General features: G+C 28.2%; 20 protein-coding genes. 9 read left to right on the plus strand and 11 right to left on the minus strand.

Annotated elements, in window-relative coordinates; all coding sequences use genetic code 11:
• Window positions 1-5 precede the first annotated feature (5 nt).
• Complete coding sequence (locus AC07E4_RS03320; RefSeq protein ID WP_478215720.1) at window positions 6-623, plus strand: class I SAM-dependent methyltransferase; 618 nt, start codon at window positions 6-8, stop codon at window positions 621-623.
• Window positions 624-632: 9 nt separating this feature from the next.
• On the opposite strand, the gene AC07E4_RS03325 is transcribed toward AC07E4_RS03320, so the two are convergent.
• Window positions 633-1,748 (minus strand): DnaD domain protein, encoded by a 1,116-nt coding sequence (locus AC07E4_RS03325; protein WP_478215721.1) that lies wholly within the window; start codon window positions 1,746-1,748, stop codon window positions 633-635.
• A gap of 314 nt (window positions 1,749-2,062) precedes the next feature.
• Here AC07E4_RS03325 and AC07E4_RS03330 point away from each other — a divergent pair, with 314 nt between their 5' ends.
• Both AC07E4_RS03330 and AC07E4_RS03335 read left to right on the plus strand, forming a co-directional pair.
• Window positions 2,063-2,284: a DUF1659 domain-containing protein gene (locus AC07E4_RS03330; protein ID WP_430830173.1), complete on the plus strand. Its 222-nt coding sequence runs from the start codon at window positions 2,063-2,065 to the stop codon at window positions 2,282-2,284.
• 210 nt (window positions 2,285-2,494) lie between these two features.
• Window positions 2,495-2,713, plus strand: a complete 219-nt coding sequence (locus tag AC07E4_RS03335) for a DUF2922 domain-containing protein (RefSeq protein WP_040328147.1) — start codon at window positions 2,495-2,497, stop codon at window positions 2,711-2,713.
• Between the two features lie 480 nt (window positions 2,714-3,193).
• Here the strand turns inward: AC07E4_RS03335 and AC07E4_RS03340 are convergent, their stop codons facing one another.
• Window positions 3,194-4,498 carry a helix-turn-helix domain-containing protein gene (locus AC07E4_RS03340; RefSeq protein WP_430830172.1) on the minus strand — a complete coding sequence of 435 codons (1,305 nt, stop codon included), beginning with the start codon at window positions 4,496-4,498 and terminating at the stop codon, window positions 3,194-3,196.
• A gap of 292 nt (window positions 4,499-4,790) precedes the next feature.
• On the opposite strand from AC07E4_RS03340, the gene AC07E4_RS03345 reads away from it, so the two are divergent.
• The 6 genes from AC07E4_RS03345 (at window position 4,791) to AC07E4_RS03370 (ending at window position 10,800) form a co-directional block, all read left to right on the plus strand.
• The gene (locus tag AC07E4_RS03345) at window positions 4,791-6,083 is read left to right on the plus strand and encodes an MFS transporter (protein ID WP_478215722.1); all 1,293 of its coding nucleotides are present in this window, start codon (window positions 4,791-4,793) and stop codon (window positions 6,081-6,083) included.
• Window positions 6,084-6,311: 228 nt separating this feature from the next.
• Complete coding sequence (locus tag AC07E4_RS03350; protein WP_430830170.1) at window positions 6,312-7,652, plus strand: [Fe-Fe] hydrogenase large subunit C-terminal domain-containing protein; 1,341 nt, start codon at window positions 6,312-6,314, stop codon at window positions 7,650-7,652.
• Between the two features lie 180 nt (window positions 7,653-7,832).
• Window positions 7,833-8,489 carry an HAD family hydrolase gene (locus AC07E4_RS03355; protein ID WP_478215723.1) on the plus strand — a complete coding sequence of 219 codons (657 nt, stop codon included), beginning with the start codon at window positions 7,833-7,835 and terminating at the stop codon, window positions 8,487-8,489.
• Window positions 8,490-8,828: 339 nt separating this feature from the next.
• On the plus strand, window positions 8,829-9,284 hold the full coding sequence (locus AC07E4_RS03360) for an SH3 domain-containing protein (RefSeq protein ID WP_040328144.1): 456 nt from the start codon (window positions 8,829-8,831) through the stop codon (window positions 9,282-9,284).
• Between the two features lie 176 nt (window positions 9,285-9,460).
• Window positions 9,461-10,363 carry an acetamidase/formamidase family protein gene (locus AC07E4_RS03365; protein WP_478215724.1) on the plus strand — a complete coding sequence of 301 codons (903 nt, stop codon included), beginning with the start codon at window positions 9,461-9,463 and terminating at the stop codon, window positions 10,361-10,363.
• A gap of 62 nt (window positions 10,364-10,425) precedes the next feature.
• Window positions 10,426-10,800 carry a hypothetical protein gene (locus tag AC07E4_RS03370; RefSeq protein WP_430830167.1) on the plus strand — a complete coding sequence of 125 codons (375 nt, stop codon included), beginning with the start codon at window positions 10,426-10,428 and terminating at the stop codon, window positions 10,798-10,800.
• A gap of 64 nt (window positions 10,801-10,864) precedes the next feature.
• On the opposite strand, the gene AC07E4_RS03375 is transcribed toward AC07E4_RS03370, so the two are convergent.
• From AC07E4_RS03375 to AC07E4_RS03415, 9 genes are all read right to left on the minus strand, one after another.
• Window positions 10,865-11,560, minus strand: coding sequence for a flavodoxin family protein (locus AC07E4_RS03375; RefSeq protein WP_478215725.1), 696 nt, complete (start codon window positions 11,558-11,560; stop codon window positions 10,865-10,867).
• Window positions 11,561-11,588: 28 nt separating this feature from the next.
• On the minus strand, window positions 11,589-11,891 hold the full coding sequence (locus AC07E4_RS03380) for a hypothetical protein (RefSeq protein ID WP_478215726.1): 303 nt from the start codon (window positions 11,889-11,891) through the stop codon (window positions 11,589-11,591).
• A 190-nt stretch (window positions 11,892-12,081) separates the two neighbouring features.
• The gene (locus AC07E4_RS03385; RefSeq protein WP_478215727.1) at window positions 12,082-12,900 is read right to left on the minus strand and encodes an alpha/beta fold hydrolase; all 819 of its coding nucleotides are present in this window, start codon (window positions 12,898-12,900) and stop codon (window positions 12,082-12,084) included.
• A 121-nt stretch (window positions 12,901-13,021) separates the two neighbouring features.
• The gene (locus AC07E4_RS03390; protein ID WP_478215728.1) at window positions 13,022-13,891 is read right to left on the minus strand and encodes a class I SAM-dependent methyltransferase; all 870 of its coding nucleotides are present in this window, start codon (window positions 13,889-13,891) and stop codon (window positions 13,022-13,024) included.
• 20 nt (window positions 13,892-13,911) lie between these two features.
• Window positions 13,912-14,682 (minus strand): ABC transporter ATP-binding protein, encoded by a 771-nt coding sequence (locus AC07E4_RS03395; RefSeq protein WP_430830164.1) that lies wholly within the window; start codon window positions 14,680-14,682, stop codon window positions 13,912-13,914.
• Window positions 14,675-15,622 carry an ABC transporter ATP-binding protein gene (locus AC07E4_RS03400; protein ID WP_478215729.1) on the minus strand — a complete coding sequence of 316 codons (948 nt, stop codon included), beginning with the start codon at window positions 15,620-15,622 and terminating at the stop codon, window positions 14,675-14,677. Before AC07E4_RS03400 ends, AC07E4_RS03395 begins: the two co-directional genes overlap by 8 nt.
• A gap of 1 nt (window position 15,623) precedes the next feature.
• Window positions 15,624-16,457, minus strand: a complete 834-nt coding sequence (locus AC07E4_RS03405; protein ID WP_040328130.1) for an ABC transporter permease — start codon at window positions 16,455-16,457, stop codon at window positions 15,624-15,626.
• Window positions 16,457-17,407, minus strand: coding sequence for an ABC transporter permease (locus AC07E4_RS03410; RefSeq protein ID WP_478215730.1), 951 nt, complete (start codon window positions 17,405-17,407; stop codon window positions 16,457-16,459). The genes AC07E4_RS03405 and AC07E4_RS03410 overlap by 1 nt, the downstream gene beginning before the upstream one ends.
• 65 nt (window positions 17,408-17,472) lie before the next feature.
• Entirely contained in the window at window positions 17,473-19,047 is a 1,575-nt protein-coding gene (locus AC07E4_RS03415; RefSeq protein WP_478215731.1) for an ABC transporter substrate-binding protein, read from the minus strand.
• Between the last annotated feature and the right edge of the window lie 2 nt (window positions 19,048-19,049).

Raw genomic sequence — 19,049 nt, forward strand, 5'->3', positions numbered from 1 at the left:
GGATTATGGAACATTATTTTAGTAAAAATTCAAGCACTAAAGATGAAATTAAACTAATAGAATATTACATAGTTGATAGAACTTTTAAATTCTACACAAACAATGGCGTTTTTTCTAAAAGCAAAATAGATTTTGGATCTATGGTGCTAATTCAAACAGTTATAGATGATGTTAAAAACTTTAAAGATAGTGATATAGAAATATTAGATGTTGGTTGTGGTTATGGACCTATTGGAATTTCACTAGCTACATATTTAGAGTCATCTAAAGTTACAATGGTGGATGTAAATGATAGAGCATTAGAATTATGCAAGAAAAATACTGAAGCTAACAATGTTAGTGACAGAACTACTGTATTTATGTCAGATACATTTGAAAATGTAGAAAAAAACTATGATGTTGTAGTTACAAATCCACCAATTCGTGCAGGTAAGGATGTAGTTCATTCAATTTATGAAGGAGCTTATGAGCACCTAAATAAAGATGGAATTATCTACGTTGTAATTCAAAAGAAACAAGGTGCTAAAAGCTCACAAGAAAAACTAGAAAAATTATTTGGTAATTGTGAAGTTATAAAGAAAAAAGATGGCTACCAAATATTAAGATCTATAAAAGAAAATTAAGTTATGAAATTAAAGATTATTCCAGCCTAGTAAGTCCCATTCTAATTCTTTAAAATCATATTTTCTTTGCTCAAAGTTATTAAAGCTATCTTTGCTTTTAGTAGGTGTTTGAGTACTAGTGTCAGTAGGAACTTGAGTTTTTACTGGCTTTTTATTTTTGTTTTCCCAGTTTTTAAGTATGCCTTCCACATATGAAAGTTTAGGTGAGTTTTGTCTTACAGCTTCAGTCATTGCTTTTTTCAAAGACTCTATTCCATGTTTATTAACTAGTGTGTTGATAAGATTAATTGCAGTATTATTCAAAGTACCTAAACCACATTCAGTATAGTAATTATAAACATCCAAGTTATCAGGATTAAAATCATTATCTAAACTATTATTATTACTACAGTTGTTATTATTATTAATTCTATTTATAGAATTAATATAATTAGACTTAGATATATTATTAAATAACATTTTAATGTTATTTAATATATTATATATATATTTAGTTAAGGAGTTATCTCCAATGACTTTGGATATAAGTTCACTAGCTAACGGATTTTCTTTAGATTCACAGTTATATAAATCCGTGAAGTCCGGTTGAGATTTTATATATTCAGAAAAAATTCCATTATGCTCGGAAGCTAAATTAAAATTAGGATTTTGTACATTAAGAGCAGTATTATCTGAATTAGAGTCTATATTTTTTACATTTTTATTTGTAACTTTTTTAGAGTTTTTGGAATTGTCCACAGTGTAAGAATTTCTATCCACATTAGTCGTAAATTTATCTTTGTTTTGTGGATAATTATTTGAAACATTTAATATCTTTTCGAAGTTTTCCCAAAAAGTATAAAAAGAGTAAGTACCACCACTTTTAACAGTGGTATGTTTTAATACTTTAGATACACAAAGCTTCTTTAATTTTCTATATAAAGTATCCTTTTTGATGTTAAGAATAGGGAAAGTGTCTATAACTTTTTCGTAATCAATCCAATAATATTTTTCTTTGTTTATAACTTTAGAAAAAAGAGTAAGATTATCAACACCAGTTTTTATATAATTTAAGATAAGTAAATCATCTAAAGAAACGCCTAATTTTTTTGATTCTAATTGATTAAAATTTGAAATTGAAAACATAAATAAAACCCCCTCAAATTAACTTTTAATATTACTTTCAATCCCTATATAGTGAAAAAAACGAAAAAACAACAATTGAAAAGTCACCTTTAACAGAATGTTTACATATAAAGCTTAAATATTAAGAATAAACACCATTTTTATTAAAAAATTCATATTTGAAATAGAATGTTAATTTAAAAGAAGTTCTAATGCGTTTAGTGTTTTTTAGAAGAGCAAATGGGTAAAAATCCGATGATATTAAAATTTTAAAAAATTGTTTTGTTGTTTTTTGTGATTTTCACCTATATATAGAGTGAAAGGGGATGATGATAATGGCAGTAAAAAATTTTAGAAAAAGCAGTGCCATAAGTGTATTTTATAAAGTTGGAGAGGATGAGAATGGAAAAGACATTGTTAAATCTCAAAAATTTTCAAAGATCAAAAAGGATGCACCTGATGAAGCACTATACGAAATAGGAAGTGCAATGATAAGCTTGCTAGAGGGAGAAATTCAAAAGATAGTAAAAGAAGACAAAGGCGAACTAGTAGGTTAGGCATATGAGGAAAAGTAAAAAATTACTTTTCCTCTTAAAAAAATTATTTTTAGAGTTATTTAAAATAAATATAAATGTTACTGTAAAGTTTATTTTAAATAAATCTTTAGAAATAATTATAACTATAAATAAAAAATGATTTTAATAATACTTTAAAAGGTAACTATTAGAATCAGATATATTAAAAATAAAAATGAGGGGGAATTTCAAATGGCAAAACAATTAGTATTAACTTTTATAAATCAGGGTGGAACAAAGAGCAGAATTACTATAAAAAATGTAAAGGATAATTTAGTGGAAGATGACATATTAAAATTTATGAATTTAGTAGTGGATAAAAATGTGTTTGAAACATCTAAGGGTGAGCTGGTTAAGGTGGATTCAGCAGAATTAGTTGAGACAAGCAAAACAAAATATGAATTAAATTAATTAATAAAAATAGGGATGTTTAAATAGGAAACATCCCTATTTTTTATTAAACACTATTCACTATTACTTTTTACTTGGGTTCAAATATAAAAATAGCAATAACCTATAAGACTAATAGTATCATTTGAGAAAGCTATTATTTTGAATTTAAGCTTGGAGCCCTATATAGGGTTCCAAGCTGAAAAATGAAATTATTCAAATAATAGATGAGAATAGTAGTATTCCAAGAAACAGGAATTATTTAAAACGTTATTCATAAAAATCTCAAAGAAACTCTAATGAATTTGCCATTTAATTTCCAAGACTAAACGGCTGAATCGACGTCCTGTCTAGGCAGTCGCTGAACCCGTCCTTGGGTTCAGGTCTTGAAAATAAAAAACAAATTAATAAGATTTTCTAAATCAATTTTTAAAGAAATACTAATTTAAATAATTCCTGTTTCTTGATGAAATAGAAAAAGTTTTTCAATTGATAAAGATGTTATTTTAAATTTGAACTTGGAGCCCTATAGTGTGGTAAAGTAATATTAGGATTCATAACATTATAGTTGCTATTTTCATGTATATTTTTATATTTAATATATGAGTTATAATATTCTATATTGTTATAAGCTACAAATAAATCTTTATATAATAGAGATAAATCTAAAAATTTATTGTTATCTTTTAAGAATTTATAGCATTTTTTAAAATGTTTATAACCAATATCAGTATTGTTTAACATAAAATTAGTTCGACTTAAGATAAAATAGTAGTCCATTTTAGAATTTAATTTCAATTTATTTACATTTATAGTGCGAGTTTTATACAATATTTCACTTAATTTATTATTATTATATAAAAGTGCTAGGTCAAGTACTTTATATGACTCTTCAAATTCACAACCTTTAAATTTTATGAACAATTCACTCAAAGTTTCAATAAATTTATCATATTGATAGGCATATAAATAACAGTTTAGCAGAATTATATAGCATTCCTGTTCAGCATCAAAGTTACCAATATAATTAAAAAAGAATATGCATTTAAGCATTGAGTCAATGGCTTTTTGATAATTTTTAATTGAAAAGTAAGCATTGTTTAAGATTAAGTGCATGTTTGGAAGTACACTAAAAGAATTAATTTTTATATTTTTACTTAAAAAATCCTCGATGAAATATATAGTTTTCTCATAATCATTTATATTCAAATAATATACACCTAAATTATTGTAAGCAATAAAGTAAATTTCACAGTTTAACTTATTATAGTAATTTAAATAAGCTAATATTTTTTCCAAATAATGTTTGTTTAAATCTTCTCCTAAAGATTTTATTTTTAATATTCTTAAGGAATTTAAAGAATAACATAGATTTTCTACATTAATAAAACGTAATTCACTTGATAAATCTTTAAAGAGTTTTTCACAACAATCTAAGTATTTTAGTGCATCATTAAATAAAGCAAGCTTATAGTAACTCATACCAATGTAATAATAAGTTACAAAATCAAAGGGAGTAAAACGTTCAATTATATCAAGATACTTTTTATTTTCATATAAGTCACTTATAAGATTAATGTTATAAGTTTTAGTAGGGAATTTTGTTATAGCATCAGCTTCAGATATTAAATAAGATACATCTATGTTAAGTGCTTTAGCTATATGCTGAAGTTGAAGTATAGAAGGCGTGTATTTATTACTTTCTATTTTACTAATAGTACTTCTACTTAATATATCACAACTTAACTCAAGTTGAGTAAGGCCCGCTTTTTTTCTAAAAAACTTTATTTTATCACCTAAATTCATTATAAAGTCCCCCTGAAATAGAATGAATGTTCTGAAAAAGAACATTTTAGTAAATTATAATAAGTTGTATAAAAAACAATAGAATAATCGGTAAAAGAAAATGTATATTGCAAAAATGAATAAGGAAACAATTACAAATATTTTACCATTAATGAAATTATATGTAAAATTGTAAGTGTAACTAAATTGAATATGAATGATTATAGAAAAGGCTTATAAGCTAAGGAAATAATATGAACCTGTAATTGAATTTGAAAGTGAAAAAATCTGTTTAATAATTGTGGAGGGGAATATGGTGAGTAGTGTTTTAAAGAAAAAAGATTTTTTATTGTTAATGCAGGGGAAGTTTGTATCGTTAATTGGAAGTGAGATGCAAGCTACAGCATTATCATTATATGTATTAGCCAAGACTGGATCGGCAACTAAATTTGCATCAGTTTTAGCCGTAACAGTTATACCTAAAATTATATTAGGACCAATAGCGGGCGTTTTTGCAGATTGGTTTGATAGAAAAAAGATAGTTGTAGGATTAGATTTTTTAAATGGATTAATTATAGCTTTATATGCTTGTATATTTCATATTAATGGTGGAATATCAATGCCATATATATATGTACTTACGGTATCACTTGCAATTATTGAACTACTATTTCAACCAGCAGTAGGAACAATTATACCGTCAATTGTAGAAAAAGAAGAACTTGTAGCAGCAAATGGAATAAATTCAACCATAATGAATATAGGATTATTGCTTTCACCATGTATAGGAGCAATATTATATGGCATAAAGGGTTTAGGATTAGTATTTATTATAAATGCAATAAGTTTTACATTATCAGCAATAAGTGAGATGTTTATTAATGTACCTAAGTTAAATAAAAGACCAGAGAAAATTAATTTCAAAGTATTTAAGCAGGATTTTTTGGCTGGACTTAACTTTGTAAAAGAGAGAAAAGTAATAAAAGCTATAATTAAGTTAGGTATAATTTTAAATTTTGCATTTAATTCTTTTATAAGTATTGGAGTTTTGTATATTAGTAAACAGATTTTAAAAGTATCTGATTATCAATATGGAATTATGCAATCAGTTTTAGTTATAGGAATGTTTATAGCACCAGTTCTTTGTGCATATTTATGTAAGAAAATGAAAATCGGGAAATTAATGTTTATAGCTACTATATCTATGGGAATAAGTGTATTTTTAGTTTCGCTATGTGCATCAAGAGATATTATTAATATTATAGGAAATAAATCAATTATATTTATTATTTTAACTGTATTATGTATATGTGTTGTAGCATTAGGTTCAGCTACTAGCATGGCACTAGGTATATCTGTTCAACAACAAGTGTCAGTACAATACTTAGGAAGAGTTTCAACAGTAATGAATGCATTATTAATGGCTGCTTCACCACTTGGAAGTATGTTTTTTGGTATGCTTTATGATAAAATTCCAGCAAGTATTGTGGTAATAATTTCTTCTAGTATAGTAATACTTGCATCAATTTTACTAAGAAGAAGTTTATGCTTAGGGGATGAGGAAGCAAATATTTCATCTCAAGAAGGAACCGTATATGAGAATTAGGATAAAATAATTTTAATTTATAGATTAGATAAAAGGGATTATTCAACTTAATGAATAGTCTCTTTTTTTATGGATATATGTTCTTTAATGTGTAAGTTATGCATATTTTAATTTATATTAGGGTAAAGTATTCATAAATAATAGAAGTATATTGTATTTTAAAAATATGGTGAAATTAAGTTTCATTTAAATAAATTTTGTGATTTGAAGAGTTAGGATGTGATTTTATTGAATAAGAATTATAATGATATGTTTAAAGAATTGGTTGTTGCATATAAAAATGGAGTGTTTGAAAGTAAAATAGAGGAAATATTGTCTAAAGAAACTGGAGATAAAAATGTTTTATGTAAAAACATATCTAGTTTGTGTGGAGTTGAGTTAGAGTATAGTGAAGATTATCCTAAAAGATTAAAAGAAGCTATTAAAAACTGTGAGAACAATGAAAAAATAGTAACTAAGATAACAGAGGATTGTAGTGGATGTAGTGAGCATAATGCACGATGTGAAGCATCTTGTCCTTTTGATGCAATAAAACTTAATAAAGAAGAAACAGGAAGATATATAGATGCTGAAGCATGCACTGATTGCGGTTTATGTGTAGAGGCATGTAAAGGTGGAACTATAGTTGACAAAGTTGAGTTTTTGCCATTGTTTGAACTTATAAATAGTGGAGATGTAGTTATAGCAGCAGTTGCACCAGCTATTGCAAATCAATTTAATGATGCAAATTTAGACCAAATGAGAACAGCTTTTAAAAAGGTTGGTTTTACAGATATGATTGAAGTTGCATTTTTTGCCGATATGTTAACTTTAAAGGAAGCTGTAGAATTTGATGCAATGGTAAAAGATAAGGATGATTTTATGATAACATCATGTTGTTGTCCTATGTGGGTTGCTATGATTAAAAAAGTTTATGGCGATTTAATAAAACATGTATCACCATCAGTATCTCCAATGATAGCAGCAGGAAGAGTTTTAAAAGCATTAAATCCTAAGGTGAAAGTAGTTTTTGTAGGACCATGTATAGCTAAAAAATCAGAAGCTAAAGAACCAGATTTAAAAGGTGATATAGATTATGTATTAACATTTGCGGAAGTTCAAGAAATCTTTGATGCATTAAATATAAATCCAGCTGAATTAGAAGAGACAAAAACATTAGAATATGCATCTAAAGGGGGAAGACTTTACGCAAGAACTGGTGGAGTTTCAATGGCAATAACAGAAGCTATTGAAATGTTATTCCCTAATAAATATGAAAATTTAACAGCAATACAAGCTGATGGAGTTAAAGATTGTAAGGCACTGCTTAATAAAGTTATAAATGGTGAAGTAGATGGTAACTTTATTGAAGGAATGGGCTGTAAAGGTGGATGTGTAGGCGGTCCTAAGGCTATACTTCCTATGGAAGAAGGAACTAAGAAAGTAAATGAATGTGCTGATGACGCTGAATTTAAAGTTGCAACTCAAAGTGAAAAAATGCAAGAAATATTAGCTGAGTTAGATATAAAAAGATTAAAAGACTTCTTAAATCATGATAAAACAAACATATTCCATAGAAGCTTTAAATAGAAAAAATAGGTCATTAATTTTTATTAATGGCCTATTTTTTTGTGTCAAATTGGAAAATATATTCTATAATGTATAACAAATAATCTTTTATAAGTTAGGATAATTTGTTATACTGATAAATAAAGTTTAAAAGAATTTTAAATATATTTATATAAATTAGGATAAAAGAGGTGACGAGATATGTTAGAGAACATTAAAGCAGCAATATTTGATATGGATGGAACAATTGTCGACTCTATGTGGGTATGGGATGAAATAGATGAAAACTATTTAGGTAAGCATAATATAGAAATACCTGAAACTTTAAAGGATAGTATAGCACATCTAAGCTATAATGAAGTTGCAGCATATTTTAAGAATACATTTAATTTACCATACACTGTTGATGAAATAAAAGAACATTGGAATGACATGGCTTATGAGGAATATTCTAAAAACATAAAATTAAAGCCAGGAGTTAGAACTTTCTTTGAGTTACTAAGAAGAAATAATATAAAGATAGCATTAGCAACTAGTAATAGTACAAGCTTGTTAGAAGCATGCTTAAAAGGAAATGATATATATGAATACTTCGATGTAATAACAACTACAAATGAAGTTAATAGGGGTAAGGATTTTCCAGATGTATATCTTTTAACAGCTGAAAAATTAGGGGTAGCTCCTGAGAATTGCATGGTTTTTGAAGACATACTTCCAGCAGTTAAAGGTGCCAAAGCAGCTAACATGAAAGTTGTTGGTGTACATGATAAGTACTCAACAAAAGATCATGAAGCAATGAAGGAATTAGCAGATATATTCATAAATGAATATGATGAATTAAATAAAAAAATTTCATAGAAATTAGATGATTAGAGGAGGAACTTAGTGTTCTTCCTTTATTTTTTTACTTAGATTAAGTTTATACTTTGAGGTAAGTGATAAATACGTAAAAATTAAAATTGATAAGATGTTATTAATCGTACAGTTTATTTTATTATCATGTTTAAAACCAATTTTTACATTCATTTTTAACTTTCAATTTTCCATTTTCAATTAAATTAATTAGAGTTCACAACTGAAACAAAAATAATTGTACTTTTTAACTTGAATTCCTATAAATGAAATGAAGGTGTAATTAATTAAAAAAAAGTACATATAAATATTAAGAGAAGTAATAGCTAATCCTGGGAGGAGAGAATGAGCGGGTTTCTTATATTAATTTTATTTTTTAGTTGTTGCGGGTTAGGTGGGTATAGTTATAATTTAATGTTAAAAGCTAATAAAGAGAATACTAAGTGTAGAGTTTTAAGTAAGAGAAATAGTGAACTTCAGCAGAAGTTAAAGTTATTTGAACAGATGAGTGAAAATAATATAACTGTGTCATATTTGCCTTTAGAGGTTGAATATGGTGAGGTTATAAGCAGTACATCTATGCATGTTGGACCAGTGACAACATTACCAACGCTAAGAAACGTATTAAAGGGAACTAGAGTTGAAGTGGTGGATTGCTGTGAAGCATATGGAATCATATGGTATGAAGTAAAGTTAATTTTAGCAGGTGAATATAAGAATTTAAAAGGGTTTGTTATGAAAAATCAAATAAAACCACTAAATACAATATCTAAAAATATAGAAGTTTCAAAGATAAACTAGTTTTGGCTAGTTTATTTTTTTATTAAGTTATAAAATTGAGACTGAAGCATCAGATGAGAAGACAAATGTACTTTAAAATCAGTGAGTATATAGTATAATATAGAAAATAAAATTAGATTTATTTTAGGTTTCAACTTCTAAAAATTAAAATTTTAAAATAAAAAGGGGCGAATAATATGATTAATATTGATAGAAAAAATGTTATTTATAATTTTTCTAAAGAAAATAAATCAATTAAAAATATAGAGTCAGGTGACGTAATAAAAGTACAAACTTTTGATTGTTTTAAAAATCAACTATTAGATGATTCTAAAGCATTAGAGGAAATTGATATGAGTTTAACTAATCCAGCAACAGGACCAATTTATGTTAATAATGCTGAAGTAAATGACGTTTTAAAAGTAGAAGTATTAGATATTAAAGTTGGTGAAGTTGGAGTAATAGGTGCAATAGCAAATGAAGGGTGCCTTGGAGATAAATTTACAGAATCTAAAATAAAAAGAATTAAAGTGAAAAACAATATAGCTTATTTTAATGAAAAGTTAAGTTTTGAAATTGATCCTATGATAGGTGTAATAGGGGTTGCACCAAGTAATGACGTAGTGCCAACGGTAACACCAGGAAGCCATGGAGGAAACATGGATTGTACAAAAATAAAGAAGGGTGCTACATTATATTTTCCAGTTCAAGTTGAAGGGGGACTTTTGGCTTTAGGTGACTTACATGCTTTAATGGGTGATGGTGAAATATCAATGTGTGGATTAGAAATTGAAGGAGAAGTTACATTAAAAGTTACAGTTATAAAAAATAAGTCAATAGAAGGCCCAATGATAGAAGTTGACGATAAACTTATAGTTGTTGCATCTAGTAAAACTGTTGAAGAAGCTTGGAAGAAAGCTACAGTGGATATGCATAATTTCTTAGTGAAAGAGTTAAAAATGGATGTATATGATGCAGGAATGCTTTTATCGATGGTAGGAAATTTAGTTATTTGCCAGGTAGTAAATCCATTAAAAACAGTTAGGATGGAATTACCTTTAAGTTGTTTGAGAAAATACAATTATAAAATTTGTGATTAGGAACACTAAATGTAACTTTTTTACATATAATAAAATGACTTCATTTATGGAGGAATAGTTATATGGAAAAAGAAGATATACTTATAGAACTTGCAAATCTTGAGAAGATTGGAGCTACATTATTAGTTATTGGATATTCTTTATTTGTAGTTGGAGCAAACATAGATGTAACAGAAATCTTAGAAATAGATGAAGATGGACCTAAAGCTACAACTGTTACGTTAAATGGTGCAGAAATAGTTTTAATTGGATATGTAGTTTTATGGATAGTAGCTGAAAAGAGGTTTATGATTTCACAAGAAACCAATAATGAAACTATATATCCGTACAAAAAATTGGCATATTCATATATACTAAGCATTTTGGCTAATTCACTAAGAGTTCAAGCACTTGGAGAAATAGATGTTCTTAGTGCTTCAGGAATAGTTTTTGCTTAAAATATATTAGTATAAAAATAATAAGCATTTTAAAGTGCTTATTATTTTTATAATATAAAACATATTACCAAGGTCTAGTTTTATAGAGCCAGCCTTTATTTTCCCAATATTCAACGTCTGGTTTGTTGACACCAAACTTTTTGTGAAAAAAACGCATTCCATAAAAAAGCATTTTTACTTTTAAACATGGTTTTATATGAGAGCTATTATTTTTAATTTTAGTTGATAATTTATCTACAGTATTTTTAATTTCTGTTTTCTTTTTATCAGAAACATGATTCCAACTTCCAGCAGCAACATTAACACCATAAGTATGAGTTTTAGCAACGCCCCAATAAATCATGCTATCTTTAAGGTCTTTCATTGTAGATTTAGTACCACCACCAGCAGCTGTAGAAATAATTAATGCTTGCTTTTTAAACATTTTTTCATTAGGTTTATGAACCATCCATTGAAATGCAAAGTGGTCTAAGAATGTTTTCATTTGACCTGTTACATGATAAACATAAACAGGAGAAGCAAAAATAAGTATATCCGCATTAAGCATAGCATCTAAAATAGGCTTAACATATTTATAGTCTGGACAGTTACTAGATTCATTAAAACACATAAAGCAACCACGACAGAAATTAGGCATAGAAGTAGGAAGAAAGAATTCAGTTACATCTTCTTTAGCATCAGATAATTTAGATATAAATAATTGAGCAATATTATATGTACTGCCTTTTCTTTCAGTTCCATAAATAACGGCGATTTTCATTTAAATACCCCCAAAAAATATTTTTAATCTAAAATACATAAGTTAAATTTTGTGGCTCATAGTATGAAAGACCATGTTTTTTAGCTAAGCTTTGAATTAAATAATTTAGATATTCTGCATCCTCTAAATTGCATCCAACAATGACAAATCCTTTTCCTTTGTCAGCAGTTATTTTAAAGTTTTTTGATGTTAAATCATTATAAAAATCATCAATAAATTCAATATCACCGACTAAAGAATCATTGCCTTCACAAAGCATATCATATAAAATTTGAGCTCCCATTGCATTTGAAACTTTATCACTATTAAAAACGGCACAATACCAATCCATAAAATATCTCCTTTAAAATTAGCTTTTATATTTCTATATTTAATTTATATTTTATCATATATTCATTAATGTTTATAAAGTAATATAGGAGTAATTAATTTATAAAAAAACAAAAATAGAAATAAAATATGTTTTATTTCTATTTTAAAATGAAGCATCATATCATAACAAAAATTAAAATGTTTTTAATTTAGTGTTTATTAATAAAACATAATACTTCTTTATTAAATTTATTGAGTTCATCATAGAATAATGCATGGCCACTATCTTCAAACTTTATAAGTTTTGCATTTGGAATTAGTTTTTTTTGTTGCTCAGCTAAAGGAAACAAGCATACTTTATCATGAATTCCATGTAAAATTAACGTTGGAACTTTAATTTTCTTCATATCATCAAATAATTGTTCTTCATCTAGCCAAGCTTTTGCAATAGCGGCGGTAGACCAGCCTGCAGCTTGAAATCCTAATTGAAGAAACCAATCTGAAAATGGTTGGCTAACTTTTTTATAGAAAAATATCTTTCCAAAATTATTTAACATTTGGGGTCTATCAGCATATGTTTCTTTAATTATTTCTTCAACTACTTCTCTTTTTAATCCATATGGAAAGTAAGAACGTCTAATTAAACTTGGTGCTGCAGCTGCACAAAGAATAAGTTTATTAACTCCAAATTCTTTATGTCTAGCCATATATCTTATAGCAATTGCACCACCTGTAGAATGGCCAATTAAGGTAAAGTCCTTAAGTTTTAGTGCATCCACAACACACTTAACATCATCACTTAATGTATCATAATCATATCCATCAATAGGTTTATCTGATTCGCCAAATCCTCTTTGATCAATTCCAATACAACGACAATCATGACAAGATAAGTAATTAAATTGATACTCGAATAATTTGTGGCTTCCAGGCCAACCATGAAGAAAAACTATAGTGTTACTTCCTGTTGGATTAAGGTCTTCTACGTATAAGTCTACATTTGAGTTTGATTCAATGTAATATCCCATATAAATAACTCCAATCAAAATATTCATTAATATTGTATTCTATGATAATTGAATATGTGAATTTGAGTAATATTAAAACAATAAAGACTAAAATCTTAGGTATGAAAATGAGCTCGCATTTTTATATTTCTTGAGGTTCCCAGTATACTAGAGAGCCCCTAAATTTATAGGTATATTCATATTTATTATCAGAGTTTAATTTAAAATATTTTTTTAAAACCTGATTTATTGAATCATAATGTTTTTTTAGAACAGTTTCCGTATCTATTAATCTGGTAGTTTCATTTTTTATAACATCATCCCAAGTGTCATAAATAATTTTCTTTTCGAGAGGAATTATTTTTATATTTGCATCAATGCCCATTTGATATAGAATATTGGCAAAGTGGATATAATCTTTTTTATTATGAGTAAGTTCTAGATTAAGACTAGTTTCCATTTCTTTATAATAGTCAGTTACAATGCCCATTCCCATACCTACCATACATAGTTTATTAGAAAGAGTATTCATTTTCTTAAAGACATCTTTTAAATTTCTCATTCTATAAAAACAACTATAACCAAATATAAAATCATAATTTTTATCTTCGCTAAAATCTTCAAATTTAGAAAACACAGTACTTATATTAGATTTATTGTTTTCCTTGGCAATTTTGTTTATAAAGTTAAGTATGTCATTAGAAATATCAACACATGTGATATTAGAGCATATAGAAGCTAAGTCTAGTGTGTAGTTTCCCCATCCTGGCCCAATTTCTAAAATCGTGTTAATAGAATAATTGGAAAGGATATTTCTTATTTCATTCATTACTATTTTTGCAGATGCATCTTGATTGTAGCCATGTTTTTTATTGATAAAGTTTTTCCAAAAATCCCTTTCTACATTGTCATCTTTCATACGTTGAGAGTATGTGCCGTCTTCTTGTTTTAATAATTCTCCCCAGTATTCATTAAAATCAATTGGTAAGTATCTTTCATTTAAATAAGTCATTTAACATCCCCACTTTCTTTTTAATCCCATATTTCAAAGGAGTTCAATAATTTCTTTGTATAATCTTCTTTAGGGTTATTTAGTAAAGCTTCAGTAGAACCTTGCTCTACAATACAACCTTCATGCATTATGATTAATTCATCTGTAAACCATTTGTGAAGGTCAATATCATGAGAAATATAAATATAAGTAAGACCAAGTGAAGCTTTAAGGTCTTTAAGTAAATTCATAATATGTGCTTGTACAGAAACATCAAGCATTGATGTTGGTTCATCTAATATAAGAACTTTAGGATTTAAAGTTAAAGCTCTACATATAACTAATCTTTGAGCTTCACCACCACTTATTTGATGAGGATAATGATTTAATAATCCCTTGGATAAACCAACCATATCTAAAAGTTCATGTATTCTTTTAATTCTCTCTTCTTTTGAGTTAAGAATGCTATGGATAATCATAGGATCTATTAAGTTATCTAAAACTGTTTTTGAAGGATTCATAGAACCTTCAGGGTTTTGAAAAATGATTTGTACATCCTTATGATATTGTTTCATTTCTTGCTTTGTTAAATTATATATATTTTTATCATTATAAAGAATTTCACCACTATCAGGAGGCAAAATGCCTAAAATCATTTTTGATATAGTAGTTTTACCACAACCACTGTTGCCAGCAAGACCAAGAGTACTTCCTTTTGCTATATTAAATGATATGCCATTTGCAGCTTTTATAGTATGTTTAACGATAATTCCACTTTCAAAACTTTTATTAATAGATTTTAATTTAAGCATAGTTAAAGCACCTTACCTTTCTTTTTTCGCTAACCGAAAAGTTTTCCATTTTTTTATTCAAACAATTTGAGTTAGCATTTGGACAGAGATTAAAAAAGGCACATGCAGAAGACTTATCATCTATATTTTTAGAACCATATGGAACAGGTTTCATTCCATTTTGAGGTAATGCATTTAAAAGACCTTTTGTATAAGGATGCAAAGGTGATTCAAACACATTTTTACATGGACCTTGCTCGATTATTTCTCCAGAATACATTACTCTTATTTCATCACACAAATGAAAGGCAAGCATTAAGTCATGTGTAATAACAATCATTCCACAATTATTTTCAGAGTAAATTTTCTTTAGAACTCTGTAAACCTGATTTCTCATTATTGCATCTAACCCTTTAGTTGGTTCATCTGCTATTATCCACTTGGGTTTGCAAGCAAGGCCTAAAGCTGAAACAATACGTTGGTTCATTCCACCACTCATTTGAAATGAATATTTTTTTCCAATTGCAGATGAATCATGAAACCCAAATTGCTTTAATAAATCATTAACTTCATTATTGGCATCTTTCTTGTTCATTAACTTATGAATTAAAAGAGGTTCCTTAAGTTGATTTCTAATTTTCATCATTGGATTAAGAGATGCATTGGGATTTTGGGGAATAAGTCCAATTTCTTTACCACATATTTTTTGCATTTTTTTAGGTCCTAATTTAAATAAATTAAAATCCTTATAAGTACATGTACCATTAATAAGGGCATTTTCAGGGAGAAGCTGCAAAATAGCCATTCCCATTACAGATTTTCCGCTTCCGCTTTCGCCAATTATTCCAGTTATTTTATTTGCCGTAAATGTAGTTGTAAGATTTTTAACGGCTTTTACAGAGCCAAAGGGTGTTACAAATTTTACATTTAAATTTTCTATTTTAATATTATTTTTATCCATTTTAAAACTCCTTTATTGAGTCATTTTTTACATCCATATAGTCACGAAGAGCATCACCTAAAAGATTAACTGCAAGTGAAAATATGATTATGCAAATGCCTGGTGCAATTAATAGATGGGGAGTTGTTCGAAAATATTTTTGTGCTTCACTTATCATAGCACCCCAATCAGGAGTAGGTGGCTGAATACCAAGACCTAGGTAACTAAGACCAGAAACTGATAGTACAACTCTACCTATACGTGTTGTAAATAAAATTAGGCAGTTGCTTAAAATATTAGGTATAATTCCTTTTATAATAATTCTAAGATGACTAGCACCAAAGCACTTCATTCCTTCAATGTATGTTTCTTGTTTTGTACGCATAACTTCAGCACGAACAAATCTCGAAAAACCAACCCATGAGGTGATAACTAAAGAGAATACAAGACTTTTATTATCAGCACCTAGAATACCTACAAGTGCAATCATAAGTGTCATACCTGGAAGCCCCTGAAATATATTAGAAATTATAGTGATTATGCTATCTAAAATTCCCCCAAAATATCCAGAAGCTAGTCCAATTATTAGCCCAAGGCTCATAGAAAGAGAGGTAGCAGCGGCAGCAATTAAAATGGATGAACGACCACCATAAATTACTCTACTTAAAATATCACGACCTAAATTGTCAGTACCCAAAAGGTGAGCACTATTAGGGGTTTGAAGTTTTTGAGACATTACAACTTCGTTAGGATTATAGGGTGCAATATAAGGTGCAAAAACATTTATTAGAACAATAAGTATGAGAATACTGCTATATGAAGCAATTCTTATTTTGACTTTTCCTTTATAATTCATTAATTGTTCACTCCATTCAATCTAATTTTAGGGTTAATAAAAATATATATAATATCAATTGTTAAAGTTATTACAACGTAAATGATACCAGTATATAAAACGTAACCTTGAACTATAGGGTAATCTCGACTACTAATACCTCTTAATACATAACTTCCCATTCCTTGAAGTGAAAAAATTGATTCAACAATGGTTGCACCACCTAAAATTCCACCAAAGTAATTACCTATAAGAGTTACAATAGGTACAAGAGAGTTAATGAATGCATGTTTGAATGTAGCAAGTTTTTGAGATAAACCTTTAGATTTAGCAACAACAATATATTGTTCACCTAGTTCTTTAATTAGTGTAGAACGAGTTACCCTAGAAGTCATTGCAATAGTAGAACTAGCAAGGACAAAGGCTGGCATAATCATGTGTTTAATTCCACCATTTCCACTTGTAGGCAGTAAATGTAGTTTTTCGCAAAATATAATAATCATTATTATTGCAAGCCAAAAGCCTGGGATTGATAAAAATAATACAGAAATCAACCTGAGCAATTTATCTGTAAATGTATCTTTTAATATAGCCATTAAAAGACCAATGCCAATGCCTAGGAATATAGTCATAATTAAAGCTAATATAGATATCTTTAGTGTTATTGGAATTCGTGTTTTAAATTCTTCAGATATACTTTTTTTAGTGAAATAGGAAGTGCCTAAATCACCTTTAACTGCATTTTTAACCCAACGTCCATATTGTTTAAAGATGTTATCATTAAGGCCCATATTTTCGCGCATTTCAGCTAGTTGCTCAACGCTAGGAACTTCTATGCCTATGGAAATTAGTGCTTCTTCAGCAGGGTCGCCAGGTGATATATGACCAAGAAGAAAAGCAAAAAAAGTAATGCCTAATAGCACAGGGATTAAAGTTAAAAGTCGTTTTGATATATATTTAAATAAATCCATAAATACCTCTCTTAAAAAAATACCCCAAAAGTCATAAGACCTTCAGGGATATTTGTTTTTTTATTTTATTCAGCCCACTCAACTTGAGTGTATCCAGTTAAACCGTATGGAGTAGCTTTGTAACCTTTAACTTTTGAGCTACAAGCAACTACTTCTTGAGAATACATTACTGGAATGTTTGGAAAATCTTTTGATGATATATCTTGTAATTCATCATAAATAGATTTTCTTTTGTCCATATTTAATTCATTACTAGCATTTTCAATAAGTTCATCAACATGTTCATTTTTATAGCCTAAACCATATCCAACATTTGAACCACCTTTGCTATGCATATATCCTTTAAAAAGACCAAATGGATCTGCACTTGGAAGTCCTTGAATTTTTAAACACATATCATAACTTCCAGATTTCATCATTTCTTTGCATTTACCCCATTCAAATACTGTTATATTTGAGTTTATTCCCACTTCAGATAAAAGAGATTGTATATAAACAGCTTCTTCTTCATAAGGGTAACGGTTGCAATCTCCAGTTGGTAAAATAAATTCAAGATTAACTTCTTTATCACCAATTACTTCTTTGATTAGTTTTTTACCTTTTTCAGCATTATGCACAGCATCTATTTTCTTGTAGAAAGGTGATGTGTAATTTAAGAATGCACCAGCAGGTAGTCCGTATCCATTGTAAAATTCATTTATAATTTCTTCTCTATCTAATAAAAGGCTTAATCCTTCTCTCATTTTTATGTCATTGAAAGGAAATTTGTTTCCGTTAACATTTAAAAAGTGAGTGATACCAGAATCACCAACACTTACAGTGAAGTCTTTATTCTTTTCAAGTTCTGCAGCAAGTGATGGAGTTATAGCTCCTAAGTCACATAATCCGTGAACCTCACCTGATAATAATGCAGAGTATCTAGTATTTGCATCACTTATAACACGGAATTTTAATTTTTGAAGAGTTGTGGCATCACCATGATAATTTTCATTTTTTTCAATTACACAGTATTCTCCTACAACATTTTCAACTAGTTTATAAGGACCTGTTCCAATAGCCATTTCTTTGAAATTCCCATCTTCAGCAAAGCAAGATGGTTCAAAAATACTACTTCCGAAGTTAGCCATTGTATATGTAAGCATAGGATTTGCCTTTGAGAATGTAAGTTTTACTGTGTTTTCATCAACAGCTACAACATCCTTAAGACCTGGATAAGTAGTTTCTATGTTCATTCCATAAAAAGATGATGGAAATGGACCTTTTTTATAACGATCAAAGTTCTTAACAACAATGTCAGAGTTAAAAGGTGTTCCATTTGAAAATTTAACATCTTTCTTTAATTTAAATGTCCATTCAGTACGAGCATCATTGCTTTCCCATGATTCAGCTAATGCTGGGGCTGGGTTACCGTCTTCATCTTTTGTAACAAGTGGTTCCCATACACCTAAATTAATAGTGCAATAATGTGCATCTTTTTCACCAGGTGCTTGATCTCTTGAAGCTGCAAAAATCATCTCTCGTGTTTGATCGATGTTAGAAGCTTCAGCTTTGTTTGATTTCGGCGAGCATCCTATAAAAGTGAATAGGGCAAACATCACCGTCAGAATAATAGAAAGTCGTTTAGTAGTTGCTTTTTTCATAT

Source organism: Clostridium amazonense, from assembly GCF_056431285.1.